Source organism: Microbulbifer sp. CNSA002 (assembly GCF_047324085.1).
GTDB lineage: Bacteria > Pseudomonadota > Gammaproteobacteria > Pseudomonadales > Cellvibrionaceae > Microbulbifer.
In genome coordinates, this window is sequence record NZ_CP172449.1 from 1,576,082 (window position 1) to 1,601,571 (window position 25,490).

Below are 25,490 nucleotides of genomic sequence, written 5' to 3' on the forward strand. Positions count from 1 at the left end.
CCCCTCTTTTTTGTAGATGGCTCCTTAAGAAAGCCTATGATAGGCTGGGAACGATTTTCTTATATATTAACAACCGATCACCTTGCCGAAATTTAACGCATTCGATAAGCGGTTTTTGGAAAGTAGGGTGAGTTTTTCATTGCCGGGGCAGTGTAATCGAATGCATTGCTAAACGCCCTACGCTACGCCTTGCCATTTTTCTTTGCCAGGTACTCCTTAAAAGTCCAATACTGTACCCCCTGCATTTCTCTCTCCAGCTCATCCATATCATCGGGTCCAATCTCACTCGGAAACGGTTTTGAAAGCATCGAGCGTACTTGCGCTAGCCTATCACTTACCCTTGCAGTCTGAAAATAATCAATAATTTCATTCTTCCACGCCTCTTCACCAAACTCGTGGTGTACTTTATTCATTTGATCCAGTGAGACCACGAATTCATTGATATCTCTAAGAACCGACAGGATCTCTTCTTTGCTATATATTAGTTCATCCACTATAAAGGTCTCTTTCTATAGGTCTTAAATGGGCGGCCGAGCAATCTGTTGTGAAGGCACGCCTGACTTGATTGTTAGATTGAATTTCGTATATCAGTCCTCGCGGGCAATAGTCAAAAGACAAATCGCCAAGAGTAAGGTTGCAAGAACACCCGATGCTCCGGCAATGGAAGAGGGTAAATAGGAATCACGTCCAAACGCAATCGAAATAGCATTAGCAAACATTGCAATAACGCCAACTGAGGCAGTTAAACCTCCCAGCACTTTGGAGTTCCCATTCATTTTGGCAACTCCAAAAATAAGAGCAGCAAAGCCCAGCAAAAATTTCGCCGCGTAATAGATCATAAATGAAAAAGCCACAACGGCCCCCGCTGTAGCTCCAAGCGCCTCTAATTGGCTAGCGACCTCCCGAAATGGCATAAACATAGTGGCGCCAATGCTCACTTGCATCACGTTGAATACAGAGCTGAATGCAATAGCGGACCACCCTACATGGTGGTTTTTAGCCTGCACCATGGCCGCTCCAGCAAAAGCTGAAAGAATGGTAAATAGCAAGCCCTCCAGCCCCCAGAAAAGTTGCCGTGAGGGGTTAATCTCTGCAACATACAGCATGGTAAAGAGTGCCTGTGTAACTACTAGCGCCAACAGCAGAAAAGCTATGATTTGGATATTTTGCGTACTGGTGAGCTTCATAGTTAGATGCCTTGTATTTTCTATATATGGATCTTTCTTCTAAAAATAGGGGTTGGCCTTATTTATTTTATATCGAAATATTGGGATATGCGGATTGCTCGAACCTAACTATATATTTATATCGGGTCATAGGAAAGCAAGCGTCCCCAACAAAAATTTTTAGATTATATGTGTCAAAGTCTACTTTTTAGGATCGGACCTCGCGATTGAGGTCGCATCATAGCTTAGCAAAATAATTGTGAAAAAGAAGCGATTGTAAAAAAGAGCAATTTCTTCATTTTATTATCATATTGTTAAATGGATATGTGAATGGTATTAGCGTAACTATCTACGCCTAAAGATCTGTAAAAGAGAGCTCGAAGTGAAGCATAGCTCGTCTAGCCCGTATGTTTTTTGAGCGGCTGTTCTGTTCCAGTTGCTGTTTATGATGTGTTTAGCCTTTCTGCCAGCCTTTGATAATTGAAGCAACTAAAGCTATGAAAATAACTAATAAGAAATAGGTAGTTGCACTCGCCTCATAAATTAATGTTTGATCTGGTATGTTTGGCTCATCATCCCAAGCAGCAGGGCCAGCACGATTTGCTGATGCGATAGGGCTGTATATAGATGCACTATGAGTCGAACGAAAAATGAGACGATCATTTACAATGGTTTCGATATAACGTCCACCAGGGGCAAACACCTTTTCCACTTTAATTCTTCCGACAGCAGTACCTGATCGACCATAAATTTTGTCGCCGGATACCTGAAGCGGTTTTCCATTTTTGGGAATAGTCTCATTCTTCCCTTGTGTATTCACCCAACGCCTTGCGAAGGGGCGAGGTGGGCATCACTTTGTCCCGATTGCGTAAATTTTTAGGTCCTTACTCCGTAATTTTACTGACATGACAATTTGCCCGAATAGTTCTGCTTTTTGTATTCATCTCCCCTTTTCTAGAAACCCACATGTGGCCGGTAGTGGAAACCTGAGGGATCATGAATCTCTGCATGCAATCTGGCATGTATTCTCGCCAGTGGAGCATGAATTTAACACTTGTTGATCCACTAAGTGGGAACTTTTCATACCAAGGGGCGCGACAACCTTCTATAGCTTCGAACTCTCCAAATATGGCATAGCTATGAGCCATACCGATATTGTCGCCTTGGGCTGTTTCATAAAAGTAACCTTTTACCCGGAAACTCGTCTCACCTTCAATGGGCTCACAAGAAAACATAACCTTAGTGTCTGCGATACATATTGCAGGTAAGGATAGTAATAAGATGATGAGTAGCCTCATGAGCACCTATAACCGTCGGGAACGGAGTTAGTTTAGTTCTGCTAGCGTAGCGATAAAGCACAGCTAAAGCAATGCAGTGACCGTCCAGCTCACATGCGAACGGTGGTTGATGGCTCTATTATGAGGCTAAAACTTGGGTTTAAAGTAGATACCCTAAGCCAAGTGCAGCCACAGCCAAACTAATGAAAACCTGAACAAAAAGACTAAAAAAGAAATTCAGAGTACCATGGGTGAGTGTGATTTCGATGATACCATTCATTTTACTTACATAAGTAAAGCTACCATCAATTGAATCTATGACAGTTAGTATGCATAGCAAGAAGCCTGCTATAGCCAGGGTTGTACCACCAAATTTATCTCTCATAGTGCGTATGCGTCATAATGCCTCAATATGGCGAGGCCATGCTATTAAGGTACAGCGATAAGGTAACATTGATTGACTTGTTAGGTTTTTCCTTGCTTAAGCATTCCTTCATACTGCTTTTTTGCTAAGTAACCATAGGAAAATGATAGGGCGAGAAAGTAAATAAGTGACAGTACTACAACTATAGCGATGATGATCATTAGATTTACTGATTTTATAGATTCTAGTATTTCAGCATCCTGGCTACCCGCCAAAAGTAATATGCTTATCAGTAATAATGATACTATCCGAGATGCTAGTAGCGATATTAAGGCAAGTCTGTTCTTCTCTGATTTAGTTGGTGGACGCTTATTATCCTGAACAAATTTTATTGCTGTCGCCATAGCCGAACCCATGAGTGCCCCCATTGTTGCGCCTGAATTTGAGTTAATTTCAAGAATGCTCAACACTATTGCCATGCCTACCAACAATAACAAATAGATAACTCCAAAACGAACAGCATATTTACCTAGCTTGACTTGATCTTCCATACTTGATCTCCTTGCCTTCAATCTAACGCTAAGTTCAGCTGAGCGAATCCAGGGACGCGAAGCGGCGGCGGATTTGGGTCAGCAGGAACTACCTGTTAGAAAAATTCAGATTGAGTCTAAAAATGACGTAATTTTCTGGATTCTTTCTTTGGGATCTCCCCTAATCTCAATAACTCGAAAGCCACTAGAATCTTCAAATTCATATATTAGATCTTGAAGTTGAATATCGACTTCTTTTCTCAGTTCTGGATTTTCCGATTCAGGACATCTAATTCTATCAGGGTTTTCCACCGGGACAAAAATGACAATATCGATTAGCTCCATCGCTTCTTGAATTTGTTCGCGGTATTCTTCTAGTGATACCGAGTTATTATTTATAGTATTTATATAAGCGACGAAATCTAATGGGCAACGTTCAAACAATCTATTGTTCTGACTACTTGTAATCAATTCAATGGAGTAGTCTAGCTGAGATATAAAATCATCTTCACTTGGTGAGTCGCTGAATTCATGTCCCTTCTCTTCAAGCAGAATGTATGGCTCCTCTATAATTTCAAAGTTATCAAGCGAACCACCGAGATCGTCTAAAATAGTTGTCTTTCCTGTGCAGTGTGAACCTGATATAGCAATTTTCATATTCTATTTTATTCCAATTGTTTTCTAATACGGCAATCAAGGCAGTATAGTTTGAGTGCTTTTTGTACAAAAAGGGGGTGCAGCAACTGTGCAAAAAAAATGCATAAGGTAAGACATCGGCTGCTTTGCGTTGTTATGGCGCAGTTAACTTCACGTCTATGGAAGACTGGGTAAACAGCTTCTCTATGCCTTCGGAAATCTTTCCTTCTTTTTTCCAACGCTCAATATCTTTTAATCTAAATGAAGGTGTTGCGATCTGAATTTGTCGTATTGATTCCTTAAACAGTTCTTGCCCGTGTGCATCGGCCATGGATAGACTATCCAGTAACTCTGGAACGAGATTATCTTTGTTCGGAACAATCCCGATATGTTAAATGCCGATTAAACTCGATACCTATCCCAAAACTATCTAAGGATTTGTTGCCGCCTGAGTTTGATATCATTCCTGAGCTGATCAAGTGATTAAAATGAGATGTGAATTTTTCACAAATCACGTCTTCATTCTCAGATACTGATATCCCTATATTTTCTAGAGCCAAGAAATATCCAGATACTTTCAACCCAACTGTCGCTTTCAGAGGGGCTATCATCTGCCTTATCTATTTCCATATAACCTCACTAAAATTATAACGCTTTGCGAAGGGGCGAAGGGGCGAAGGGGCGAAGGGGCGAAGGGGCGAAGGGGCGAAGGGGCGAAGTGCGCAGCACTTTGTCCCGCTTGCACAATTTGTTAAGTGATTTTTACGGTATGGCACAAACATTGGTGGCTTCCAGTTTTATTTTTGTATGGTCATCGGGCAGCGAAACTAGTTTAAATGCCTTGCCCTTGAAATAGCTTACGAGGTGTTTCGATCTGGCTAAAAGTGCCTCGCCTTCTTCCCTGTTTGCCGCAATACCACTTTGAAAATAGTCGCCTCCAGCGTCACCGCTACCAAGATCAACGTACTCGCCATCTTTCAACTCAAATAAGTAGTAGGTACTTGAGCCCGTTTTTTGGGGATACATAATACCCAGAATAGAGTCTTCGTACTTGCAATACGAGATAAACGCTTCGACGGCACTAGCTTGTAGCGGAAAAATTAGGAGCAGAACTATCAGATATCTCATATTCACTTAATACCGCCATAACCGGCAGCCATGCGTGAAGCGCGCTTTAGGCTGTCCAGCCACGAAGTGACGTTGATTGATGGCCTTGTTATGCATTTACTCGTACCTTATTAAAGAATAACAATGGCAGGCCAATAGATAATGCTAACGACCAGTCATAAAAATAAAAACCTATTAGAGCATGAGAGCCTATAACATACATTGTTTGTTCAGGGTATTTTCTTAGGAAGAGAAATACGCCACATACAAAACAAACAAGCATTGATGCAATACTCAAATAAAAAACTCTGAACCTTCCTCTGTAAGTACATAGATCAAGCTACCCTTTGCCGCTTCGTATGTGCTTAGTGCCTTTGGTTGGGCAACAAGTAATAGAATTGCCCAGATAGCAAGAAAATAAAAGGCGCAAAGAAAATTTAGTGCTCCAGATATTTTAAAACCCATAACCTTCTCATCATGTATAACGAGGGTGTAGAAAAACTCACCCCACTTTTCATATTATGGTTGTACGTAAAAAATTGAGTCTTTGTCAGTGAAAACTCAGCCAGATTTCATGTAGGATCACGATTTTTGATCGATATTTAATCAACCTCAATCTCTCACAAGTATAATTTAGTTTTTCTACAGTCTGAACGCCCGAAACAGGGGCGGGCAAAGCTATGCTTGCGTTTGTTAATGCTTGGGCGAGATATCTTCGATAATCTGTGCATCGACCCAGTAAATGTTGGCCTTTTCTATTTTCCCTTCCTGCCACTCAATTCTGTGAAAGAAGAAATACTTTCCATCCGACGTAACACTGCCATATCTATCCTCATGCTCAGTATTTATATCCTCGCCCATATTAATAGCAGGGCCCCACGAGTCATCTTCTTGCCGAAAACTTATGTATAAATCTGCATTTCCGTACCCATCTTCCCTTATGCTATCCCAGATTATGTAACTTTTATCTGGTGAAATGTAGGGATGACCTGTTTGTTTTCCTGTATTAAATTCATTGCTAAGCACCTTCGGCTCCTCACGTTTTCCATCAATCAATCGGGAGTATCGGATGGTCCCGATTTCGTCTCGTTCATCAAAAATATAAGTATCATCCTCTGAAGCGGTAAGGCGCATAATGGGAAACTCTTCGAAAATTGGTCCTAAGCTTTTGACTTCTGACCATCCTGATGCTGTTCTCTCTCTATATTTGTTACCCAGATACATCGTATTGCCGTCAGTCGATATAAAAACTTCACCCGAGCGGGGCTCATCCATAAACTTTTTCCACACACCATCTTCATATTGAAAGGCGTGGGTTTTAACTTCGTTGCCTTTAACCTGCCGAGTAAAATAGAACTCGTTCATGCCAGGAGCAAAGACACCTTCAATTTCAAGATTTTCAGTTGAAATAATACCGGGTGCGAATAGTTTAGGTATCAAGCCTGGTGGTTGTTGGCCAAGGTAGGGCCCTTCGAGGACCGATAACTCATCTTGACCATAGCTTCTGTTACTCATAATGAGGATAAAAAAAAGCAGAATAATTTGGATGCTAAATTGTTTCATAGTCTTCTCTTTATATTTCAACGAAACCAATTATCGCATTAACGCCCCGCTAAAGGGCCATAGTTGAGGCAAACTTTTTGGGGTAGCGTAGCGTAAACCCCAAAACGAGCGCCGGAACGGAGGTCCAAGCCGCAACGCGGCTGAACTTTGAGCGGTTTGTTATGTGCTCACTGATAATCATTTATTGTGCCCGCTGCCAATATCACAACTGATCTTAACGCACTATAAGTTTTTCTACTTCATCTGCTTCTACACATAAGAATTCCGCGACATCTTTTACAACCTCCGGAATTAACAAAGCCAGAGGAGGATGTTCTTTGAGAATATTGACAAGATTAACTTCGCCTTCCTCACGTATTTCAGACCAGAACCACCTAAAGAGATAATTTCTCTGCTCAAATTCTGGTAAGTCTGCCCATTTAAATCCACTCATCTTTTTGCCATACTCACATAACGGTAAACTAATTTGACGAAACGGAGGCCTTCAATTTTGTGGTAATAACCACAAAATTGAAGGCCGCAGTGTAGGTCAAATTGAGCGCCTTGTTATGTGTTGAGTTCATTTTACTTTGCTACTGACTTTTTTGGTTTTTTATCGATCAAAACATCTTGTTGCCATTTGCCAGGCTTCTTGTCCGTGCGATGTATACACCCCACCCAGCAGCAGGGTCGCTTTTTCCCCTCCAGGAGTTCCTCAGTAGTTCGAATGATCCGTTTTACTCTGGTTTTCTCTTGTTTGGCATCTTCAACCCAGCAAATAAATTCGTTCCGACCAATTGGCGACAAGGCTTCCCAGATACTAATTATGTCTTTTTCAGTTAATACCTTAGCCAAATCAACAGGTAATTCGTGTACTAAGCCACCAGAGATTTTTGGTTTCATATTTAAAACCTACTTTCTACAGTTATGTTTATTACTGACTATTCGAAACACATAACGCCAAAAGTACGGGCGCCTTGGCGTCCCGTGCCTTTTCTTGCTATGTATCACTCGCTAAATTCACTTACTATTTGTTTTGCAATTCCATCAAGCCCAGGAAACATAGTTTTATGGTTAATCCCAAGCTGATTCAACTGTTTTCGAAGTTTTGCCTTTTTTTCTTTAGGAATTATGATCGTTTCGCCTAAATAAAGTTCAGTTGAAACATAGCTTTTTGGATTGCTCAAGCTAGCCATTGGACTCATTTTATTGGGGTAAGGAAAAGCCATAAAGCACCCACTTTGAGCTGCTACTCTTGGATTTATATGCTTTGGATAAAATGAGATTAAATGAGGAATTCTATCAATATCATCTGAGTCCATATGCCATGTCTTAGGGGTTCTTGAATACACCGCACCATCGCAATCATCATTGCCTTTTTCTGACAATGAAAAGTATAAGGCTACTAGTGGGTTTGTAGTCCAATCTAGCAGCGGTGTAGGTAAACCATGATGTTGCGCATGAATCAACCACTCTAACTTGGTAGCAGGAGTGAAATTCATATACGGAGCAGCTTGACTTTTGAACTGAGATAGTAAGGACTTTTCTAAGCTTTCCCAGTTACCATAAAGAGTATTGTGATTATCTAGCTGATCATACAATCTTCCAATCGTGGGCATTAACTCCCATCCTTTATTGGCTTGCCCCCGGTAAATCGTATGCATAGAACTATCATCTAAGGCGTTAATATAATCCGATATATTCTCGATCTTCATTCAAACTTCCTGAGCTGGTCTTGCCCACAAAAAGTAGACACTCTAACTATGCGTATTTTCGTTCATACTCTGCTGGACTTACATAGCCCAATGCAGAGTGCCTACGAATCCTATTGTAGAAAATCTCAATGTATTCAAACACCTCAGATTTTGCTTGCTCTTCGCTTTCGAATGTTCCGGCATAGACCAGCTCGACTTTTAGCCTGCTAAAGAATGATTCCATTGCCGCATTATCCCAACAGTTAGCCTGGCGACTCATACTCGGCTTGCACTTGCTGTCGGACAAGAGATCCTGGTATTTCTGCGATCGATATTGCACACCCCTGTCAGAGTGAACTATTAGTCCAGGCTTTATTGGTCGTCGCTCTAAAGCTATTTTCAATGCTCGACGTGTCAATTCATCGGTCATCTGCGAGTCAAATGCCCAACCTACAATACGTCGAGAGTACAGATCCATAACTACCGCGAGGTATAGCCACCTCTCCAGAACCCAGATATAAGTAATGTCACTGGTCCAGCGGCAATTTGGTTGATCCACATCAAAGCAACGCTTAAGTAAGTTGGCGGAGACGTTAATGCTCCCCTCTACGGGCTGACTATATCGAAAGCCTTTGCCGTTTCTCGCTTTAATATGCTCCTGTTGCATAAGCTTAGCGACGTAGTTCCGCGAGCATGGCTCACCTAACTCTTGAAGCTCGCAAGCAATTCTAGGCGCGCCATAACGACCTTTAAACTCAACAAACATCTCTCGGATTTTCTCGATTGTTCGTATCTTTCTAATCGTGCGAGCAGATGGCAATCGCCCCCGCCATCGATAATAACCCGATCTTGAGACATCTAAACACCGACACATCAAGCTAACCGGGAATGACCCTACATACTCTTGTATCAATGCGTACTTTACTCTTGGTGGTTCGCAAAGTACGCAGCTGCCTTTTTTAGAAACTCAACCTCCTGACGAGCTTCATGCAACTCCTTCTTGAGCTTGCGAACTTCAGCGCTTTCCTGTTTGGAATAGTCGACACCGTCTAAACTATTGAACTGCTTATCAGACAGCCGATTAAATTGACGACGCCAGTTGTAGATCTGCTGTGCGCTGACGCCTAGCTCTCGCGCCACAGAAGCCGTTGTTGCTCCAGCCTTTTCCGCTCTCTTAACTGCTTCTCTGCGGAACTCCTCCGTATACGCCTGAGTTCTTTTCTTACCCATGATACACCTCCGTGTTAGGCCTAAACCTAACTATACAGGGTGTCTACTAAACGTGGGTAAGTCTTGAGCATAACGCCTAAATCAGGTGCGCCGTAGGCGTCACCTGGATTTACTTGTTAGGAATATCTATTTGACGAATGAGGAATTCTTTGCTCTAACCTTTTTTATAACTTTATTTGATTTCTTCTTAGTATTACTTTTTAAAGAGTTTTGAGTCTTGTTTTTTAGTTTCCATGCAAAATAGCATGGATTTTCTTTGACCTTCTCTTGATACTCTGTGAAAGATTTTGCCCCATGAAGAAGAGCTGCAAAAGTACCAATTAAGCTTGCTCCTGATGTTGCAAACCCAGCAGCAAGACCAGCAAATGCAATACCTGAATCTGCTAGCGCAACCCCACGCACCGAAGAAATCTTTGCATTGATTTTTTGGACTTGTACGTCAAACATCTCATGCTCAATATCTTCTATTTTTCCCTTAATCACTTCTGGACTTGTTTCATGTCTTAGCTCACGGAGCTTAGACTCTAATTCTATCCTGAAATTATGGAACTCTTCACCATCATTCATCCTTAGGCTCATTAGATCAGAAGAGCTTATTCTCTCTAAGAATGGTAATTCCATATTCAAGATGCAGTTTGCAGTGTTTTCTTTGATCCCGCTTTTCGTATCGAAAAAGTTCTCGGATAAAAGGCTACTTTCTAGAGGTGATGCACATGTAAATGCAGAATTCAAATGATGTGATAATTGAATTCGCTTGCTTGTTTCGACGAAAAACTCATAAGCGCTTCTATGAATCGATTGTCTAACCCATAAATCGAATTGTTCTTTATCTGGAGGGGATTCAGGTTGTATTACTGCGAACTTATATGTACCGTCATTCTCATTAAATGATAGAATTTTTTTCTCTAGAAGGTTGTAAATTTCAAGGTCACTACTCTTTTGTCCATTGAATTGCACTCCAATCTCCCGGCATAAATCTAGTGTGTCGCCAACGATAAGCCCTTCTTCTGTTCTCTGTAAACTCTTTACAGTAGCTCTTTCTACAAAAAAATCCATAATAGGGGACGGCAGCAAATCTGAAAATCCGACTTCCGAATAACCTCCAGGTATTTCCATAGGAGGCTCTGATAAAAGCGATACGGGAAAGAATTTTATAAAACTTCCAGCTACCATTGGGCGCATTGAAATTACTTTCTGAGCTGCTAATGATAATCCCCTTCGATCGATCTCACCATTACTACCCATTCCAAGCATTGATGAGAAAGTATTTGATATTTCGCTCTCTGGTGTTGTAAATGGAAAAATAGGATCAGGAATAATCATTTGATCAACATATAAGGCAGATCTTTTTAGATCATCTTCATTCGTAATAGATTGTGAGCCCAAGCAGCTTAGATTCGTATCGTGACTACTTATGACTTCACCAATGTTATCTATATTTTTTAAACAGTGATCTCTGTAGCTTGAAAGCTCCTTTGAGATTTCTTTTTCAGAAATTCCATAGTAGTTATCCCTGATTAATGATTCATCTAAAATTAATGAATCGTTTAAAAATTCAAAAACGTAACTACCCATATGAACTCCTATTCCTAACGCCGCGCTAATGGGCGCCGTTTTTTGGCGTCCCAGCAGGCGAAGCCTGCGAATTGAGTGCCTTGTTAAATTTTTTGTACAGGTAATAGCAGGTAACTGCTGAAACTATACCTGACACAATGTAATACAAACCAACTATTGAGAACATTAGGCATTTCCCCGACAGCATAGATATAACCAGGCCACCACCCACAGCCCCAGCAATAACCACAATTGGCAATGAAAATAGTCGGCTCTTGATTAGGGCAATACCCAGCAGGTAGGCAACTATCACGATGGTTGGCGCCATTACCATAAACAATATTGGCATCCATAAAAATATGGAGCTGAAATTGTAATAATGAGTAACAAAACCATCAGGTGTAATCGTTTTTCCATAGCCTGAAAAAAAACCATTACAACGGTGCTCACAATTGCTGAAATTAGCACCGACTTCAAGAGAGCTTTGTGATTAATGTGAATATGGCTCATAGAAATTTAACGCCCGGCTTAGAGGCGGATTTGTAGCAGCGAAGCTGCGGAAAAGGAAGCCTCCCCCCTTAAAGTAGACGCCACCTTATATTCATCTTATGCGGCCATTCTTTCATATTCATCTGGGCTTTTGAACCCAAGTGAACCATGTCTTCTTTTAAAGTTATAGTACCTATCAAGATACCAAGCTAAGTTGGTTCTTAGCTCCTCAACGGATTTAAAATTAAATCCTTTGAAACTCTCAGTTTTCAGTGTTTGAAAAAATGATTCCACATACACATTATCATTCATAAACCCTGGACGGTTCATGCTCGGCTCAATATCCAGCTCTTTGAGTCGGTTTTGGTATGCATAAGCACCGTACTCAGAACCTCTGTCGCTGTGAAATATTAGATTTGATTCTATATTTCTGCGACGGACAGCTTTATTTAGCGCTGACAGTGTTAGCTCAACAGTTCGAGTATCCGACAGCTCCCAACCCAACACTTTCCGGGAGTAAAGATCAATAATCACAGCTAAATATTGCCATTGCCCATTGATCTTCAGATAGGTTACATCACCAGCCCATTGAGAGTCTGGTTTACTCGGCATACCATGCTCTCTTTGTAAATTTTCAACCTTAATACAAGGATTTCCAGGCAAAGGGCGTCGACGATAGATCCTTCCAGCTTTCCCCACGATTCCAGCCTCTCTCATAAGGCGTTCAACGCGTTTGTGATTTATTCTTTCACCATTAGCTTTCAGCTCTGCGCTAATTCTTGGACTTCCATAATTACCATCATGCTGTGTATAGATAGCTTCGATACGCCTTAGAATTCGCCTATTCTCTATGTCACGAGTGCTCTCATCTCGATTGAGCCATTTATAAAACCCTTGGGGTGAAACATTCAAGTATCTACATAAGTACCTGACACCAAAGTCTGATCGATTAAGAGCTATGAATGAGAATCTTTCGGCTTTGGATCTTTCAGGTACATTTCCCACTTTTTTAGGAAATCATTCTCCTTTTGCAATTTCTCGACTTTCTTTTTTAGACGTCTTATCTCTTTATCATCGGTTTGAGACCGATTTTTCGTTGCTTTTGTCATACTTATTCTACGACTGGGCTTCTCGACCAGCTTGCCTTCTCTACTTTCCTGTCGCCATCTATACACCATTACTGGATGCAAACCAATAATGTTGGCGATAGTAGTCGTATCTACTTTCAGTTGATTAGTGAGAGCTACCACTCTAACTTTGAACTCTGTTGAATATTCAACAACCCGCTCTTCACTCAGTATTTTCGGCATTTTTTCCTATCCTATTTAAAAGATAGGCGTCTACTCAATGGGGGAAGGTTTCAAAGCCGTCCCAGCCATGCGAAGCATGGCGACTACAGCCGCTTGTTATACGTTGCGCTTTGTAACATGTAATGTACGTCTTTCTTTTGCGCTTATTACCACGTTGTTAAACTCAGCCTTCCAGGCTCCGAACTTTACGAAATTGCTTCTCGCTTGACGAAGACTCAGATCATCGTTTAAATCAGATGCCGCATCCCAATCTGGGTTTTCTGGATCAAGACAGTCGTCTTCCCAGAAGCAGACTGGGCATACTAGGCATTTGCCTCGCTCCGCTAGTGAATAATAATCACAGCACGGACACTGCTTCATATTTTCACTCATAGGGAATTCCTTTAATTCCATCGCTTGGTCTCGACTTACGTATAACGCCCATAGCAGGCGCATTGATGGAGGTGATTGTTTTTATGCAAGCGTAGCGGATAGCATAAAAATCAAACACCGGAATTGATGTCGACCTGACTATGATTGTTAAGTGGTAAACGCAACCAGATGACTGCGATGTAAAAACCTACAAAACCATAGATGGGCCAGTGCCACAAAAATGGATTACGCCAATCAGGTGCTGGGAATAAAGCAAACCAGCTTATTGCCAGCAACACTATAGCTACCGAATAAATCTTGATAGATATCTTTTCTGAAACTAAGTGGGATACTACGGCACTGATTGCGCCAGAAATAGCCGCAGAAAGGATAATGTGCGAATCCGAAAATAAATCGCTAGCCAACTCTGCTAACAGCATCATAATGATACCGAAGCTAGTGCTGGCTGAAGCTATGCCACACCAAATGCCGAGAAGTTGCTTTTTCATATGTACACTTAAACATTTATATAGTAATCATTCTGATCACTATTATCCTGATTACTATCTCGGAATCAATCTAGTTGGAGAGAGATAAATTTTCATTTTAAATCAGAAGGTTATGCGAATTTGGGCTAATCGTACAAAATGGAAAAACGATCATTATGACTACTATCAAGCAATATCAGAAATCTCTTAACTTGTTGAATTATATACTATTTCAGCGTTATTTCTCGCTAGTAAGAAAATAACGGTCATGATGATCGAAAATCTGACGAGCTAGCGCTTGCTAATTTTATTTGGACCTCGTGTAAGATAGGTTGAAACGGCAAAAATATACAGAAAGTGGGCTATAAACAGAGTGGAATCCTAGGAACAGTTACTCTGAATAGCTGACGATTGAGTAGTAGAAGTCTTGTGGGAAAAATCAGCTCTATTTTTGTTTGAAGTAGTAATTTATGTGGTGGTTATCTACTTAAAAGATCAAAGTATTAAGGCGGCTAAGGAGAGGTTCTGGCTCTCCTTAGCCGAGTTAAGGGCGTGAAGCAGCTAAAGGGCAAGGCTGTGTGTAGTATTGTTGCTTGACACTGATCATTGAGAGCTGGTTGAGCGGCTAGCTTCTATAGTGGCGATGTGAGTACATTATTGAACTTACGTGAAAGCTATTTTTGAGTGTTAGTGATTTTACTGTACGCAGGATGAGGATCTCGATAGATCTTGCTGGCTTTGAAAGCCTGTCAATTCAATCAAGCATGGGAATTGAAATACTGTACACAAAGCCGCTGCTTCAGCTCTTCCCGTTGTAGGGTTTACGAGCTATAGACTCACTAAGTAGTACAAAATCAAACTTGTGATCAGTAGCTATTATCTATTACCGCTTGTTCTTTTTAATACGCAGATAGACCTCCTCACGGTGCACGGATATTGACTTTGGGGCGTCTATGCCGATGTTTATCTGGTTTCCCTTAACTTCCAATACTGTGATTGAGATCTTTGCCCCAATTCTGAGGTTTTCACCAACTCGGCGGTTTAAAATTAACATATTTCGTTCCTGCTGAATTGCAAAATAGAAGATGGTCTTCCGTAGTGGGAAGATTCAAGAAGTAATGTGTGGGATTTGAAAGAGGTGGGGCGCGAGAACGATAGGCATAGAAGAAGAAAAGGCGGGCGCAACGCTCCCAGAGCTTGAGGACACTCTCCAAGCTGCTGAATCTACTCCACTTTATTGAAGACGAGCGGGTATCTAGCGTATGATGCATATAGCCAGTGCGTCCTGAGTATTTTTTTTTATTTATTTTTTTATAAATAAAAAAATACGTGCTATCCAGGAGATGGAGGTCGGCCCTCCGTTATCGCTTTGCAGGAAGTGGTAACAAACCGCCTCAAGGTGATCGGAGTAAAGAGCTTTGGTTAGAAGCGATTGAGGAAAAGGCGTACGAGATACGTCAGGTATGTTGTGTAGAGACGAATGCAAATGAACCACTGATGAGGTGTCGAAAGCGTATTACCAAGATGATGTCAAAACCCGTGCACTGGCTAAGTGCGGGGATAAGCTTGGAGGTTACCTGTTTACCGACCGAGTGGCATCCGGCATAGAGGTGGCGTGAACACACAGCAGGCTTTTGGGTGGAACAGGAGAACCTGTCGTCCAGGTGTTAAGGAAGAGCGTCAAGTAGAGGCCCTACAAGACGTTGAGTACCAAGACTGGTCACAGGGGCGGAACAACCCGTAGTAGTGGAGAAGCGGCTGTAATGGACGTGGAGCGAAGGGGTTGTCGTATTCGGCGACTAACCGTGTAATCAACCCAGATGGGGAGGAATTAACGATTAGCGCAAAGCCATTCAATATTCCCAAGCGAGCGGTTTGGGAAGCGTGGAAGCAGATCAAGGCTAATGGCGGCGGAGCGGGGATTGATGAGATAACGATAGAGCAATACGAGTCGAGTCTCGTCAAAAACCTTTACAAGCTATGGAATCGGATGTCATCTGGCAGCTATTTTCCATCAGCCGTCAAACGAGTGGATATTCCGAAACTCGATGGCAGCCTGCGACCACTGGGTATCCCCACAATCGAAGATCGCATTGCACAAATGGTGGCTAAGCAACTGCTGGAGCCAGAATTGGAGAAGGTATTTCACCCTGACTCCTACGGCTATCGGCCAGGCAAATCTGCTATAGACGCAGTGCGTCGAGCTCGACAACGATGCTGGGATAGAATCTGGGTAGTTGATTTAGATATCAAAGGTTTCTTTGACAATATTAATCACGAACTTCTGCTGAGGGCATTAGATAAACATAATAATCATCGGTGGGTCAGACTCTATGTACAGCGCTGGTTAACGGCTCCAGTACAACATCGGGACGGACAGCTTGAAGAGCGAACACAAGGTACTCCACAAGGGGGTGTAATCAGCCCGCTACTGGCAAACTTGTTTTTGCACTACACGCTGGACGCCTGGATGGTGAGAACGCACAGAGATATTCCTTTTGAGCGTTACGCGGATGATGCTGTTTACCATTGTCGTAATCCTCGTGAGGCGGATCGCTTACTGGCGGCTCTAAAAGCACGCCTGGCTACCTGCGGGCTTGAGGCTCATCCAGAGAAAACGCGCAAGGTCTATTGCAAGAATAGTAATCGTAAAGACTCCCACCCAGTGATCCACTTTGACTTTCTGGGGTTTCGATTTGGTCCCAGAAAAGCAAGGAATCGCCAAGGACAGATCTTCACCGCATTTAGTCCTTCAATGAGCCCTAAAGCTTTCAAGAGGATCAAGGATAAGGTTAGGCAGTGGCGTGTGATTAACTGGGTGGATCGATCACTATCTGAAATGGCAAAGGTACTTAATCCCGCAATACAGGGTTGGCTGAACTATTATGGTCACTTTGGGCGGAGATATGGTGTTTATCGGTTACAGAAGTATCTTGATCAAACGCTGATGCGTTGGGCTAGGAAGAAGTTTAAGCATCTGAAGCGAAGCTGTTTCAAGAGTTGGGCCTTTATTGGAAAGGTTCGTCAACAAATGCGCGGCTTGTTTGCACACTGGAGAATGGGAAGATTGAAAATGTGCTGAATACGAAGAGCCGTATGAATTGAGAGGTTCACGTACGGTTCTGTGAGAGGTCGAAGGGGAAGTTCCTTTGGTCTACTCGACTTTTGATAGTTCGAGTATCAATGTGGTTAGCTGGCCCCTGGTGTTGGTAGCACCTTGGGTCAGCGCCTTTTACTTATTCTTATATTGCTCTAGCGTTCTCCTTTAAGTAGGTGAGTCTTTTTCAGAGATCTTAGGTCTCTCTTGTAGCTTACTTGAACCTCATAGAGACTCATTCAAGTAACCTTTATATGCCGATACATATCCATCGATTTTACGTAGCTTTGATATTAAAACAAACTTAATAAAATCCAATAAGATCATTTTTGTGCCTATATTTTGTAAATTTGCACTTCGAACTCATTGAATCATTGGTAGTGAACCTCAGGTTAAAAAATCTACTTTTAAACTTTGGGTTTGAGGTTTGTATGGCTTACTAGCCGAATTAGATGGTTCTGAGTGAGGATATTAGTAGGTTTGGTCACCTTCACTTTGTGGGGTGACTATACCTTTTAATATGGAATTCCCTTCTAATTCGGCTGGGCTTTTATTTCGGGGGATACATTAGTAGTTTATTTAACTGGCATGGCCGCTAATAAATATAATTATCCACAATCCACCAAAAATAGAATTTGCTTTTCGATCCTGTGCTTTTAGCTAGCTCTTTCATTTCACTAAGGCTATATCTATCGTAGTAGCTCTGATCCAAAATTACCCCTAGGGGCTTGGTGAGTGTGTTTAAGTTTTCTCGTGGATCGTCTTCGAGTAATAATAGTTCGGCATTAAAGCCTGTGGAAACTAAGCCCACATTATTACTAATGCCCAGTGCTTTTGCTGGGTGATGGGTTGCTGCTCGCAATACATCTTGAACAGGAATCCCCACCTCCACTAATCGTTGCATTTCTTGAATAGTGCCCAAGCCGTTGGGCGTATAGAAGGTTCCTCCGTCTGACGCTATCAGTATCTCAACACCGGCTTGGTTTAGCTGCTTGGCCATATCTCCGAAAATGTTGGATTTACCCTGCCAATCCTGTTGCGCTTTAGCGCTATGTATCCCATTAACCTTCTGCTCACCCATTGCTTTTATCGCGGGGTGATTGAGCTCGAGATTATCAGCTATGCTGTGCCAGTAGTCTGGCCCATGCTGCGCGACCTGTGCTACGTTGTCATATACGATTAATGTAGGGCTAACTGGTACGTTGCTATCTAGTAGTTGCTGCACAATTTCATCGAAGCTCTCCTGCTGATAGTCGTAGTTCAAATGTGCCTGAAAGATCATTTCCACATGCTCTAATGACTGCGGTTTAGCCGATAAGTATTCATTGAGAGTAGTACCAAAAGGCGGGTGGCCAGCTAAAGGCATGCCGAGCTTCTTCGCCTCATCAGCTATAGCGAAGAAAACCTCACGGGATAAACCGTCATAAACTTTAACTTGCTGGTACCCCTGTTGATATTGCTGGCGAACCAGCTGGCGAGCCTCTTCTTTACTACCAATAAACTTGTGGTGTCGGCCACTGGCATAGTGGGAATGTTGATTTACAGGTGCACCGGATAACACCATATGAGGGCCGGCTATATCCCCAGTATCGATCCATTTTTTAAGAATACGCTGAGGGGAATTGCCAGCCATAACTCTTGTGCGAGTGACTCCGTGCGCTAATATAGCTAATAGATCGGACCGCCCCCATACATGGCTGTGCATATCGATTAAGCCTGGCATCACATATTTACCCAGGCCATTAATCCTCAGCTCGCCTTCAATCTCAGGTATTACATCGCTAGTTATTTGGGCAATTCTTCCATCTTGAATGACAAGGTTTTGGTTACTTACGGCTGTATTATGCTGGGTGTCGATGACTGTGATATCGGTAACTACAATGCGAGCATTCTGTTCAGCTAACCCGTAGGAAGAGGGAGGGATGTACCATGCACATCCCCAAGACCCGAGCGTGGCAACGCTAATGAACACTAAAATAGCTACCGCTGCTTTCCATGAACGAGCAAAATAGGAAGAAAACTTCATAATGACCTCTTTTGAATCAAAGAGGCCAAAATGCCAAAATTATCAGCTTCTAGCGTCCGAAATCCAGATTTTGCACGTCCAAAGTAACCATTATTGAGGTTTTGCTGCTAAATACTGAGTAGGAGTCATCCCAAGGTGGCGCTTAAACAGGCTGTTGAAGCTGGATTTAGAGTTAAAGCCCGCTTCAAGTGCAATATCGAGGAGACGAACTTTTTTGTCCGAATCACTCTCTTTTGCTGAATCAAGTTGCGAAACTACATCTGCCAAACGCTGAGCATTAACATAGTCATTAAAGTTACCGCCATAGCCCTGATTGATGGCCCAGGAAATATCTTTCTCTCCAAGCCCTGTATGTTGTGCCAAGTCCCGGAGGGATAGCCTTGGTAGGCGATAGAGCTGTTGACTATGAACCTGTTTGTTAAGCTCCTTGAAAAGCGTATCCGCCTGAGTCGTTTCGTCAGCTTTGCACTTTCTCTTGTCACAACCCTCTATTACGGATAAGCCCAGGGCTTGTTCACCATCTGTTAAACCCGCAAATAGCTTCGGTTCCCTAACTGCGCGAATTACAAGCAAAGCAACAATCAAAAAATAGCTCAGTTGCATAACAAGATACCATCTGAGCAAAAGAGGAATGGGTAAGTAAGGTTGCAAGTTATGCCGCACTGCATCCACCAGTGCAACGCCAACCATAACCCATAGGATACGCTTAACCCAATCAGCTCTCAATTTGTTAGCATCGGAGCGGTTTTGGGGCAAGATATGTTGATATCGAATAAGCGCTTTTATACTTAATGAGAAGTAAACAATCTGACTTAAAGTACCGGCTGCTAAAACCCACTGGGGCCAGTGATTAAATAATAAACTGATTGCTGCTGGTGCTAAGTGCACCCAGTGTTTACGTTGTTGTTGATAACTGGCGGATATTAATTGTGCAACTACGGCAAAAAATAATGGGCCCATCAATAATGAGAACGAAGGCGTGATTAAATAGCCAAGATTAACTACTTTCGTTTCTTCTACAAAATTAAATGTCATCAATAATGCAGTGGCGCCTAACAAGTATCGCATTGCTGTAAAACGGTTTTGCGCCCAAAGTAATGCAATACCTAGAATCGATAGGGTGATAAAGGCTATCTGTAAAAAATTAGATGCGGAGTAATTTACCATATTTGCTCAAATAATAAGCTATAAGCCGATAAGCAGAATTTCTTAAGTGGGAACATCGTTCGAAACTTCCTGTATTTGATCATACTGGGTGACTACTTATGGAGCCTCTTAACAAATCTGTAGGCCCTGAAGGGTGGGGGTTGAATGCCACAGCTGCTGCGTTTAAACCAGGTCATTTTCGGTGAACTGTACCTAACGTATGCAGCCTTCAAGATCCGCAGGGGTATTATGGAGTTATTCAGAGTCTCTCTAAGTGTAACTTCCCAAAGTATGGGGGGTGAAGCTGAGATCGATTACTTGAAGTACGCGAGTATACTTCTGCTTGTTGCGAGTCTTATTCAACACGACAAAAATATTCTCTAAACTCCCATTTTGTTACTGGCAATGAGTAGCAGTTATTTTCGTATTTTAAAATCCGTGTCTCATCAGAAGTGGAGAGTTCGTCGTAATATGTGATACGAATCGTATCGGCACTCAAGACTTCGATCGTATGTGGTGAAAATGTCAATACCTCAGGCTTTTCCCCTATGATGTAAGTTGCAAACGAATCTACTCGAACTACATTCACGAGACGCCCAAAGAAATTAGAGCGGAAGAGCATTTGGGTTTTCTCGGGTATGTCCTCCACGTTGTTCATGCTGGCTAAAGTCTTTTTTTCATTTGATTGCCAAGTTCCCACATAGAAGAGGTTTTCGTCTGCTATGACAAATGGTGTAAAAAGAAGTAATGCCAAAGTTAAATAAAGTTTCATGTTCTTACTTTTAATTCTTGTGCCGCGGTAAAACCGATCTTTATTATCCCGATTGTTATCTTGGAATCAATTGGAGTAAAAACCGGAAGACCTATGTAGGAGTAGAATGTGGTAGCGATCCGGTCCGATCGTACCAGGTTTATGCGCTATAAATATAAAGATGTACAGTAAAAAAGAGGCTTCAGGGATATTGAATGAATCGTGTGTTAGGTCGGCTGGAACCTAATGATTCAGGATTTTGAAAAAATAATCGAAGTTTTAAAAGATCTATTTCTGCCGCTAACTGGTTAAGCCGTAGCAACTGTAAATGTGTAGAAGCAGGCAGGTAGCGCAAAGATATTTTGGGGCAGGGGGAGTGGTAAATTGAGGGCAGGGAGAATGGCTGCGGGCGATTCCACAGCCATTGGGACTTATTTCCAGTTCAGGATAACCTTACCGGATTCACCAGATCCCATGGTATCGAAGCCTTGTTGGAAGTCATCGATCGAAAACTGGTGAGTGATAATTGGGGTTAAATCCAGACCGGATTGAATCAGGCTGGCCATTTTGTACCAGGTCTCAAACATCTCACGGCCGTAAATGCCTTTGATCATCAGGCCTTTAAAAATAACCTGCCCCCAGTCGATCGCCATTTCACCTGCGGGGATACCGAGCATAGCAATTTTGCCCCCGTGGTTCATTGCGGCGATCATATCGCGGAAGGCGACGGGTACGCCGGACATCTCCAGGCCAACATCAAAGCCTTCGCTCATTCCCAGCTCGTTCATCACATCGCTGAGATTTTCCTTGGCAACGTTTACGGCACGGGTAGCGCCCATCTTGCGTGCCAGGTCCAGGCGGTATTCATTGATATCGGTGATAACTACATGGCGTGCGCCAACATGTTTGGCGACTGCTGCGGCCATAATACCGATAGGGCCGGCGCCGGTAATCAGTACATCTTCGCCCACCAGGTCGAAAGACAGGGCCGTGTGTACCGCATTACCGAGGGGATCGAAAATAGAGGCGAGATCGTCAGAAATGTTATCCGGAATCTTGAAGGCATTGAGCGCGGGGATTACCAGATACTCTGCAAAAGCTCCGGGACGGTCTACACCGACACCGTAAGTGTTGCGGCACAAGTGGCGGCGGCCGGCGCGACAGTTGCGGCAGTGGCCGCAGGTAATATGGCCTTCACCGGAAACACGGTCGCCCACCTGGAAACCTGCAACTTCCTGTCCCATACCGACAACTTCACCCACATATTCGTGGCCAACCACCATAGGGACAGGAATAGTCTTTTGAGACCATTCATCCCAGTTGTAGATATGCATGTCGGTACCGCAAATCGCGGTTTTGTGAATCTTGATCAGCAGGTCGTTGTGGCCTGGTGTGGGGGTTTCCACATCGGTAAGCCAGATTCCCACTTCAGATTTCAGCTTGGATAGTGCTTTCATTGTTTTTAAAACTACAAATGGCAGGGCGCGGTGCCGCTCCGGTGAATTCCTTGTGAGAATTACCGTATCAGCACCGCTGTTTGGTTTAGATAATATTCAGTTCGCGGCCAACTTCAATGAAGGCATCGATACACTGGTCGAGCTGCTCGCGGGTGTGGGCGGCGGACATCTGGGTGCGGATGCGGGCCTGGCCCTTGGGCACTACCGGATAGAAGAAGCCCACTACGTAGATACCGCGCTCCAGCATCTTGTCAGCCATTTTCTGCGCCAGGGCAGCATCGCCAATCATCACCGGGATGATCGGGTGGTCGGCACCGGCCAGGGTAAAGCCGGCTTCGGACATACGCTTGCGGAAGTATGCGGAGTTGTCGCGCAGCTGTTCACGCAGCTCGCCGCCTTCAGTCAGCATATCCAACACCTTCAGGGAGGCGGTGACGATCGCCGGGGCTACAGAGTTGGAGAACAGATAGGGGCGCGAACGCTGGCGCAGTATGTCGATAATTTCCTTGCGGCCAGAAGTAAAGCCGCCGGAAGCGCCGCCCAGGGCCTTGCCCAGGGTGCCGGTAATAATATCGACGCGGTCAATCACATCGCAGTATTCATGGGTGCCGCGGCCGTGGTCTCCGAGGAAGCCCACTGCGTGGGAGTCGTCCACCATTACCAGGGCATTGTATTGGTCGGCCAAGTCGCACACGGCTTTGAGGTTGGCGATAACTCCGTCCATAGAGAAAACGCCATCGGTGGCGATCAGTTTGGTCTTGGCGCCAGCGGCGTCTGCGGCTTGTAGCTGCTTCTCCAGTTCCGCCATATCGTTGTTGGCGTAGCGGTAGCGCTTGGCTTTACACAGGCGCACACCGTCGATGATGGAGGCGTGGTTGAGGGAGTCGGAGATGATGGCATCTTCCGGGCCCAGCAGCGTTTCAAACAGGCCGCCATTGGCGTCGAAGCAAGAGGTGTAAAGAATGGTGTCTTCGGTTTCCAGGAATTCAGACAGGCGCGATTCCAGCGCTTTGTGAATGTCCTGGGTGCCGCAGATAAAACGCACCGATGCCATGCCGAAGCCGTACTGTTCGAGCCCCTCTTTGGCCGCTTCAATCAGGTCCGGGTGGTTGGCCAGGCCCAGGTAGTTGTTCGCACAAAAATTCAGTACCTGGGTGTCGTTGTTCACCTGGATCTCAGCGGCCTGCTGGGAGGTAATAATCCGCTCGCGTTTGTACAGGCCGTCTGCATCGATCTGTTTGAGTTCGCTGCGCAGGTGCTCAAAGAATTGTTCTGGCTTTGACATGGTATTGTTTTTAGCTCCTGTCGGGTGCTCTTGGCACAGGGTAACGGGCGCGAGCTCGCGGCGCCTGTTGGTTCTACTTTATCCCGCCAGTTCGCAGGCCTCATGGGCCGAAATAGGGTGCTCACTGGCGCGGCAACTGGTGGCAAATTTTAATGCCTCTTCGGCAGTGTCGAACAGTAGTTGCCACAACAACTGACGATCACCTCTTCTCACCGCGCGTACTGCCGTGTGGCTTCTTTGGCTGGCGATTTGAATTTCGATAATGTCTTTACTGGAAAACGGTGATTCGGACATGGTCCCTCCAATGGTAAAACTATGGAGGACTGACGTGGAAGCGGCGAAGTGATGTTCGCTAATCCGGTTGGTTTGCTCTGGTAGAGCCCCATCCTCCCCGCAGGCCTTGTGTGCCGCAGAGAGAGAACCACCTTGCCCCGGTCGGCAGGTTGGCGTTGGCGTCAGCCACTCTCGTGATGTGCGAGCAAAGATAACGGGGAGGGGATTAGCAGTCAACAGTACCGCCCCCATTAGAGGGCGGTGCAGAAGTTTATGCGGGAAGCTGCACGGATTTCAGTTCGATAAACTCACCGAGACCGGCCTCACCAAACTCGCGTCCGTTGCCAGACCGCTTGTAACCACCGAAGGGGGCGTCGTAGTTAAACTCACCGCCGTTGACAAAGCACAGGCCCGCTTCAATACGACGAACGATAGGCATGGCGCTTTCGGCGTCTTTAGCCCATACGCCACTGGACAGACCGTATTCGGTGTCATTGGCAATGGCGACAGCTTCATCTATATCCTTGTAGGGGATCAGGCAGGTCACCGGGCCAAAGATTTCTTCCCGGGCAATGGCCATGTCGTTGTGAACGTCGGCAAATACCGTGGGTTTTACATAGAAGCCTTTTTCCAGCTCGGTGGGAAGATCGAGGCCGCCAGTCACAAGGCGGGCACCTTCTTCGATCCCTTTCTTGATGTAGCCGCGCACGATTTCCAGTTGGCGAGCGGAGGATAGGGGACCCATAAAGGCATTGGCATCAGTGCCCATGGCCACTTCTTCAGCCACCTGCTTGGCAACTTCCACCGCCTCTTCATAGTGCTCAGCGGGAACCAGCATACGGGTGAGTGCGGTGCAGGTTTGGCCACTGTTGATGAATACATCTTCGCAGCCCCAGCGAACTGCTGCTTTAAGATCCGCATCCGGGGTGATAATCAGTGGCGATTTGCCACCCAGTTCCTGGGTTACTCTTTTAACCGTGGGTGCTGCAGCCTTGGCAACTTCAACGCCTGCACGGGTGGAGCCGGTAAAGGACACCATATCGATTCCCGGGTGGGATGACAGCTCTGCACCGACGACCGAGCCAGCACCGGGGATCAGGTTAAATACGCCCGCAGGAACACCGGCTGCTTCGATAATCTCAGCCATGACGAAATCCTGTAGCGGAGTGGTTTCCGAAGGCTTGGTAATCATGGTGCAGCCCGCTGCGAGAGCCGGGGCCACTTTGCCGACAAATTGGTGCAGAGGGTAATTCCAGGGGGTAATAAAGCCACACACGCCAATCGGCTCCCGGATTAATACCGAGTGGGCCGCCTTTTCGGTCTCTTCCATGATTGAAGTGCGACCGGCGTAGTAACGCATGGCGTAGATAGGGCCATCCACATGTAACCAACGGGTGATATGGGCGGGGCAACCCAGGGTTTGTGAGATCGCCTGGATCAAGTCTTCCTTGCGCTCTTCCATACCGTCAGCAATGGCATTTAGCAGGGCTGAACGCTGATCTGCGCTGGTATGGCGCCACTTGCGAAAGGCGCTGCGGGCAGCGGCAACGGCAATATCCACATCCTCAGCAGAGCCTTCCACCACCTGGCAAATCATTTCTTCAGTGGCGGGGTTGATCACAGGATGGGAACTGGTGCCGAGGGGCTCGCGCCACTCACCATTGATAAACAGTTTGTCGGTATGCAGCTTGCTGAAATCTGTCATGTCACGCTTCCG

The 25,490-nt window shown here is 44.5% G+C and carries 29 protein-coding genes and 1 riboswitch; of the genes, 1 reads left to right on the top strand and 28 read right to left on the bottom strand.

What is annotated here, in order from left to right:
* Window positions 1-182 precede the first annotated feature (182 nt).
* From ACG1BZ_RS07040 to csrA, 21 genes are all read right to left on the bottom strand, one after another.
* A complete protein-coding gene (locus ACG1BZ_RS07040; RefSeq protein WP_413664992.1) occupies window positions 183-494 on the bottom strand; it encodes a hypothetical protein in 312 nt (103 codons plus the stop codon).
* Between the two features lie 93 nt (window positions 495-587).
* Window positions 588-1,187: a thiamine biosynthesis protein ThiC gene (locus ACG1BZ_RS07045; RefSeq protein ID WP_413664993.1), complete on the bottom strand. Its 600-nt coding sequence runs from the start codon at window positions 1,185-1,187 to the stop codon at window positions 588-590.
* A gap of 433 nt (window positions 1,188-1,620) precedes the next feature.
* Window positions 1,621-1,986, bottom strand: coding sequence for a hypothetical protein (locus ACG1BZ_RS07050; RefSeq protein ID WP_413664994.1), 366 nt, complete (start codon window positions 1,984-1,986; stop codon window positions 1,621-1,623).
* 617 nt (window positions 1,987-2,603) lie between these two features.
* Window positions 2,604-2,828 carry a hypothetical protein gene (locus ACG1BZ_RS07055; protein WP_413664995.1) on the bottom strand — a complete coding sequence of 75 codons (225 nt, stop codon included), beginning with the start codon at window positions 2,826-2,828 and terminating at the stop codon, window positions 2,604-2,606.
* An 80-nt stretch (window positions 2,829-2,908) separates the two neighbouring features.
* Window positions 2,909-3,358, bottom strand: coding sequence for an ABZJ_00895 family protein (locus tag ACG1BZ_RS07060; protein WP_413664996.1), 450 nt, complete (start codon window positions 3,356-3,358; stop codon window positions 2,909-2,911).
* 105 nt (window positions 3,359-3,463) lie between these two features.
* Complete coding sequence (locus ACG1BZ_RS07065) at window positions 3,464-3,994, bottom strand: AAA family ATPase (RefSeq protein ID WP_413664997.1); 531 nt, start codon at window positions 3,992-3,994, stop codon at window positions 3,464-3,466.
* 133 nt (window positions 3,995-4,127) lie between these two features.
* Entirely contained in the window at window positions 4,128-4,304 is a 177-nt protein-coding gene (locus ACG1BZ_RS07070; protein ID WP_413664998.1) for a hypothetical protein, read from the bottom strand.
* Between the two features lie 431 nt (window positions 4,305-4,735).
* A complete protein-coding gene (locus ACG1BZ_RS07075) occupies window positions 4,736-5,101 on the bottom strand; it encodes a hypothetical protein (RefSeq protein ID WP_413664999.1) in 366 nt (121 codons plus the stop codon).
* 273 nt (window positions 5,102-5,374) lie between these two features.
* Window positions 5,375-5,545, bottom strand: coding sequence for a hypothetical protein (locus ACG1BZ_RS07080; protein WP_413665000.1), 171 nt, complete (start codon window positions 5,543-5,545; stop codon window positions 5,375-5,377).
* Window positions 5,546-5,773: 228 nt separating this feature from the next.
* Window positions 5,774-6,643, bottom strand: a complete 870-nt coding sequence (locus ACG1BZ_RS07085; protein ID WP_413665001.1) for a hypothetical protein — start codon at window positions 6,641-6,643, stop codon at window positions 5,774-5,776.
* Between the two features lie 214 nt (window positions 6,644-6,857).
* On the bottom strand, window positions 6,858-7,076 hold the full coding sequence (locus tag ACG1BZ_RS07090; protein WP_413665002.1) for a hypothetical protein: 219 nt from the start codon (window positions 7,074-7,076) through the stop codon (window positions 6,858-6,860).
* A gap of 131 nt (window positions 7,077-7,207) precedes the next feature.
* A complete protein-coding gene (locus ACG1BZ_RS07095) occupies window positions 7,208-7,525 on the bottom strand; it encodes a YdeI/OmpD-associated family protein (RefSeq protein ID WP_413665003.1) in 318 nt (105 codons plus the stop codon).
* Window positions 7,526-7,629: 104 nt separating this feature from the next.
* Window positions 7,630-8,337 carry an FRG domain-containing protein gene (locus ACG1BZ_RS07100; RefSeq protein WP_413665004.1) on the bottom strand — a complete coding sequence of 236 codons (708 nt, stop codon included), beginning with the start codon at window positions 8,335-8,337 and terminating at the stop codon, window positions 7,630-7,632.
* Window positions 8,338-8,383: 46 nt separating this feature from the next.
* A complete protein-coding gene (locus tag ACG1BZ_RS07105) occupies window positions 8,384-9,229 on the bottom strand; it encodes an IS3 family transposase (protein ID WP_413665005.1) in 846 nt (281 codons plus the stop codon).
* An 8-nt stretch (window positions 9,230-9,237) separates the two neighbouring features.
* Window positions 9,238-9,546 carry a transposase gene (locus ACG1BZ_RS07110; RefSeq protein WP_282933834.1) on the bottom strand — a complete coding sequence of 103 codons (309 nt, stop codon included), beginning with the start codon at window positions 9,544-9,546 and terminating at the stop codon, window positions 9,238-9,240.
* A gap of 126 nt (window positions 9,547-9,672) precedes the next feature.
* Window positions 9,673-11,121, bottom strand: coding sequence for a hypothetical protein (locus ACG1BZ_RS07115; protein WP_413665006.1), 1,449 nt, complete (start codon window positions 11,119-11,121; stop codon window positions 9,673-9,675).
* 585 nt (window positions 11,122-11,706) lie between these two features.
* On the bottom strand, window positions 11,707-12,594 hold the full coding sequence (locus tag ACG1BZ_RS07120; protein WP_413662301.1) for an IS3 family transposase: 888 nt from the start codon (window positions 12,592-12,594) through the stop codon (window positions 11,707-11,709).
* Window positions 12,546-12,899, bottom strand: a complete 354-nt coding sequence (locus ACG1BZ_RS07125) for a transposase (RefSeq protein WP_413662302.1) — start codon at window positions 12,897-12,899, stop codon at window positions 12,546-12,548. The genes ACG1BZ_RS07120 and ACG1BZ_RS07125 overlap by 49 nt, the downstream gene beginning before the upstream one ends.
* A 96-nt stretch (window positions 12,900-12,995) precedes the next feature.
* Entirely contained in the window at window positions 12,996-13,334 is a 339-nt protein-coding gene (locus tag ACG1BZ_RS07130) for a CPCC family cysteine-rich protein (RefSeq protein ID WP_413665007.1), read from the bottom strand.
* Between the two features lie 47 nt (window positions 13,335-13,381).
* Window positions 13,382-13,759 (bottom strand): hypothetical protein, encoded by a 378-nt coding sequence (locus ACG1BZ_RS07135; RefSeq protein ID WP_282931104.1) that lies wholly within the window; start codon window positions 13,757-13,759, stop codon window positions 13,382-13,384.
* 862 nt (window positions 13,760-14,621) lie between these two features.
* Complete coding sequence (gene csrA, locus ACG1BZ_RS07140) at window positions 14,622-14,792, bottom strand: carbon storage regulator CsrA (protein WP_413665008.1); 171 nt, start codon at window positions 14,790-14,792, stop codon at window positions 14,622-14,624.
* Window positions 14,793-15,521: 729 nt separating this feature from the next.
* Here csrA and ltrA point away from each other — a divergent pair.
* Window positions 15,522-16,820, top strand: a complete 1,299-nt coding sequence (gene ltrA, locus ACG1BZ_RS07145; protein WP_413662121.1) for a group II intron reverse transcriptase/maturase — start codon at window positions 15,522-15,524, stop codon at window positions 16,818-16,820.
* 610 nt (window positions 16,821-17,430) lie between these two features.
* On the opposite strand, the gene ACG1BZ_RS07150 is transcribed toward ltrA, so the two are convergent.
* From ACG1BZ_RS07150 to ACG1BZ_RS07180, 7 genes are all read right to left on the bottom strand, one after another.
* The gene (locus tag ACG1BZ_RS07150) at window positions 17,431-18,861 is read right to left on the bottom strand and encodes an amidohydrolase family protein (protein WP_413665009.1); all 1,431 of its coding nucleotides are present in this window, start codon (window positions 18,859-18,861) and stop codon (window positions 17,431-17,433) included.
* A 90-nt stretch (window positions 18,862-18,951) separates the two neighbouring features.
* Window positions 18,952-20,028, bottom strand: coding sequence for a helix-turn-helix domain-containing protein (locus ACG1BZ_RS07155; RefSeq protein ID WP_413665010.1), 1,077 nt, complete (start codon window positions 20,026-20,028; stop codon window positions 18,952-18,954).
* 334 nt (window positions 20,029-20,362) lie between these two features.
* On the bottom strand, window positions 20,363-20,779 hold the full coding sequence (locus tag ACG1BZ_RS07160) for a hypothetical protein (protein WP_413665011.1): 417 nt from the start codon (window positions 20,777-20,779) through the stop codon (window positions 20,363-20,365).
* Between the two features lie 410 nt (window positions 20,780-21,189).
* On the bottom strand, window positions 21,190-22,215 hold the full coding sequence (gene tdh / locus ACG1BZ_RS07165; RefSeq protein ID WP_282933633.1) for an L-threonine 3-dehydrogenase: 1,026 nt from the start codon (window positions 22,213-22,215) through the stop codon (window positions 21,190-21,192).
* Window positions 22,216-22,300: 85 nt separating this feature from the next.
* Entirely contained in the window at window positions 22,301-23,500 is a 1,200-nt protein-coding gene (locus tag ACG1BZ_RS07170) for a glycine C-acetyltransferase (RefSeq protein WP_413665012.1), read from the bottom strand.
* Window positions 23,501-23,578: 78 nt separating this feature from the next.
* The gene (locus ACG1BZ_RS07175; RefSeq protein ID WP_108732493.1) at window positions 23,579-23,794 is read right to left on the bottom strand and encodes a hypothetical protein; all 216 of its coding nucleotides are present in this window, start codon (window positions 23,792-23,794) and stop codon (window positions 23,579-23,581) included.
* A 58-nt stretch (window positions 23,795-23,852) separates the two neighbouring features.
* Window positions 23,853-23,979, bottom strand: a riboswitch (SAM-I-IV-variant riboswitch).
* A 65-nt stretch (window positions 23,980-24,044) separates the two neighbouring features.
* Window positions 24,045-25,478 carry an aldehyde dehydrogenase family protein gene (locus ACG1BZ_RS07180; protein ID WP_413665013.1) on the bottom strand — a complete coding sequence of 478 codons (1,434 nt, stop codon included), beginning with the start codon at window positions 25,476-25,478 and terminating at the stop codon, window positions 24,045-24,047.
* Between the last annotated feature and the right edge of the window lie 12 nt (window positions 25,479-25,490).

Excerpts from the sequence above, each read along its gene's own strand:
- ACG1BZ_RS07080 (WP_413665000.1), bottom strand. The coding sequence starts at position 5,545 with ATGGGTTTTAAAATATCTGGAGCACTAAATTTTCTTTGCGCCTTTTAT.
- ACG1BZ_RS07180 (WP_413665013.1), bottom strand. The coding sequence starts at position 25,478 with ATGACAGATTTCAGCAAGCTGCATACCGACAAACTGTTTATCAATGGT.
- csrA (WP_413665008.1), bottom strand. The coding sequence starts at position 14,792 with ATGTTAATTTTAAACCGCCGAGTTGGTGAAAACCTCAGAATTGGGGCA.
- ACG1BZ_RS07055 (WP_413664995.1), bottom strand. The coding sequence starts at position 2,828 with ATGAGAGATAAATTTGGTGGTACAACCCTGGCTATAGCAGGCTTCTTG.
- ACG1BZ_RS07090 (WP_413665002.1), bottom strand. The coding sequence starts at position 7,076 with ATGAGTGGATTTAAATGGGCAGACTTACCAGAATTTGAGCAGAGAAAT.
- ACG1BZ_RS07085 (WP_413665001.1), bottom strand. The coding sequence starts at position 6,643 with ATGAAACAATTTAGCATCCAAATTATTCTGCTTTTTTTTATCCTCATT.
- ACG1BZ_RS07125 (WP_413662302.1), bottom strand. The coding sequence starts at position 12,899 with ATGCCGAAAATACTGAGTGAAGAGCGGGTTGTTGAATATTCAACAGAG.
- ACG1BZ_RS07095 (WP_413665003.1), bottom strand. The coding sequence starts at position 7,525 with ATGAAACCAAAAATCTCTGGTGGCTTAGTACACGAATTACCTGTTGAT.
- ACG1BZ_RS07075 (WP_413664999.1), bottom strand. The coding sequence starts at position 5,101 with ATGAGATATCTGATAGTTCTGCTCCTAATTTTTCCGCTACAAGCTAGT.
- ACG1BZ_RS07155 (WP_413665010.1), bottom strand. The coding sequence starts at position 20,028 with ATGGTAAATTACTCCGCATCTAATTTTTTACAGATAGCCTTTATCACC.
- ACG1BZ_RS07170 (WP_413665012.1), bottom strand. The coding sequence starts at position 23,500 with ATGTCAAAGCCAGAACAATTCTTTGAGCACCTGCGCAGCGAACTCAAA.
- ACG1BZ_RS07065 (WP_413664997.1), bottom strand. The coding sequence starts at position 3,994 with ATGAAAATTGCTATATCAGGTTCACACTGCACAGGAAAGACAACTATT.
- ACG1BZ_RS07115 (WP_413665006.1), bottom strand. The coding sequence starts at position 11,121 with ATGGGTAGTTACGTTTTTGAATTTTTAAACGATTCATTAATTTTAGAT.
- ACG1BZ_RS07110 (WP_282933834.1), bottom strand. The coding sequence starts at position 9,546 with ATGGGTAAGAAAAGAACTCAGGCGTATACGGAGGAGTTCCGCAGAGAA.
- ACG1BZ_RS07070 (WP_413664998.1), bottom strand. The coding sequence starts at position 4,304 with ATGGCCGATGCACACGGGCAAGAACTGTTTAAGGAATCAATACGACAA.
- ACG1BZ_RS07130 (WP_413665007.1), bottom strand. The coding sequence starts at position 13,334 with ATGCGCCTGCTATGGGCGTTATACGTAAGTCGAGACCAAGCGATGGAA.
- ACG1BZ_RS07150 (WP_413665009.1), bottom strand. The coding sequence starts at position 18,861 with ATGAAGTTTTCTTCCTATTTTGCTCGTTCATGGAAAGCAGCGGTAGCT.
- ACG1BZ_RS07060 (WP_413664996.1), bottom strand. The coding sequence starts at position 3,358 with ATGGAAGATCAAGTCAAGCTAGGTAAATATGCTGTTCGTTTTGGAGTT.
- tdh (WP_282933633.1), bottom strand. The coding sequence starts at position 22,215 with ATGAAAGCACTATCCAAGCTGAAATCTGAAGTGGGAATCTGGCTTACC.
- ACG1BZ_RS07045 (WP_413664993.1), bottom strand. The coding sequence starts at position 1,187 with ATGAAGCTCACCAGTACGCAAAATATCCAAATCATAGCTTTTCTGCTG.
- ACG1BZ_RS07135 (WP_282931104.1), bottom strand. The coding sequence starts at position 13,759 with ATGAAAAAGCAACTTCTCGGCATTTGGTGTGGCATAGCTTCAGCCAGC.
- ACG1BZ_RS07100 (WP_413665004.1), bottom strand. The coding sequence starts at position 8,337 with ATGAAGATCGAGAATATATCGGATTATATTAACGCCTTAGATGATAGT.
- ACG1BZ_RS07160 (WP_413665011.1), bottom strand. The coding sequence starts at position 20,779 with ATGAAACTTTATTTAACTTTGGCATTACTTCTTTTTACACCATTTGTC.
- ACG1BZ_RS07175 (WP_108732493.1), bottom strand. The coding sequence starts at position 23,794 with ATGTCCGAATCACCGTTTTCCAGTAAAGACATTATCGAAATTCAAATC.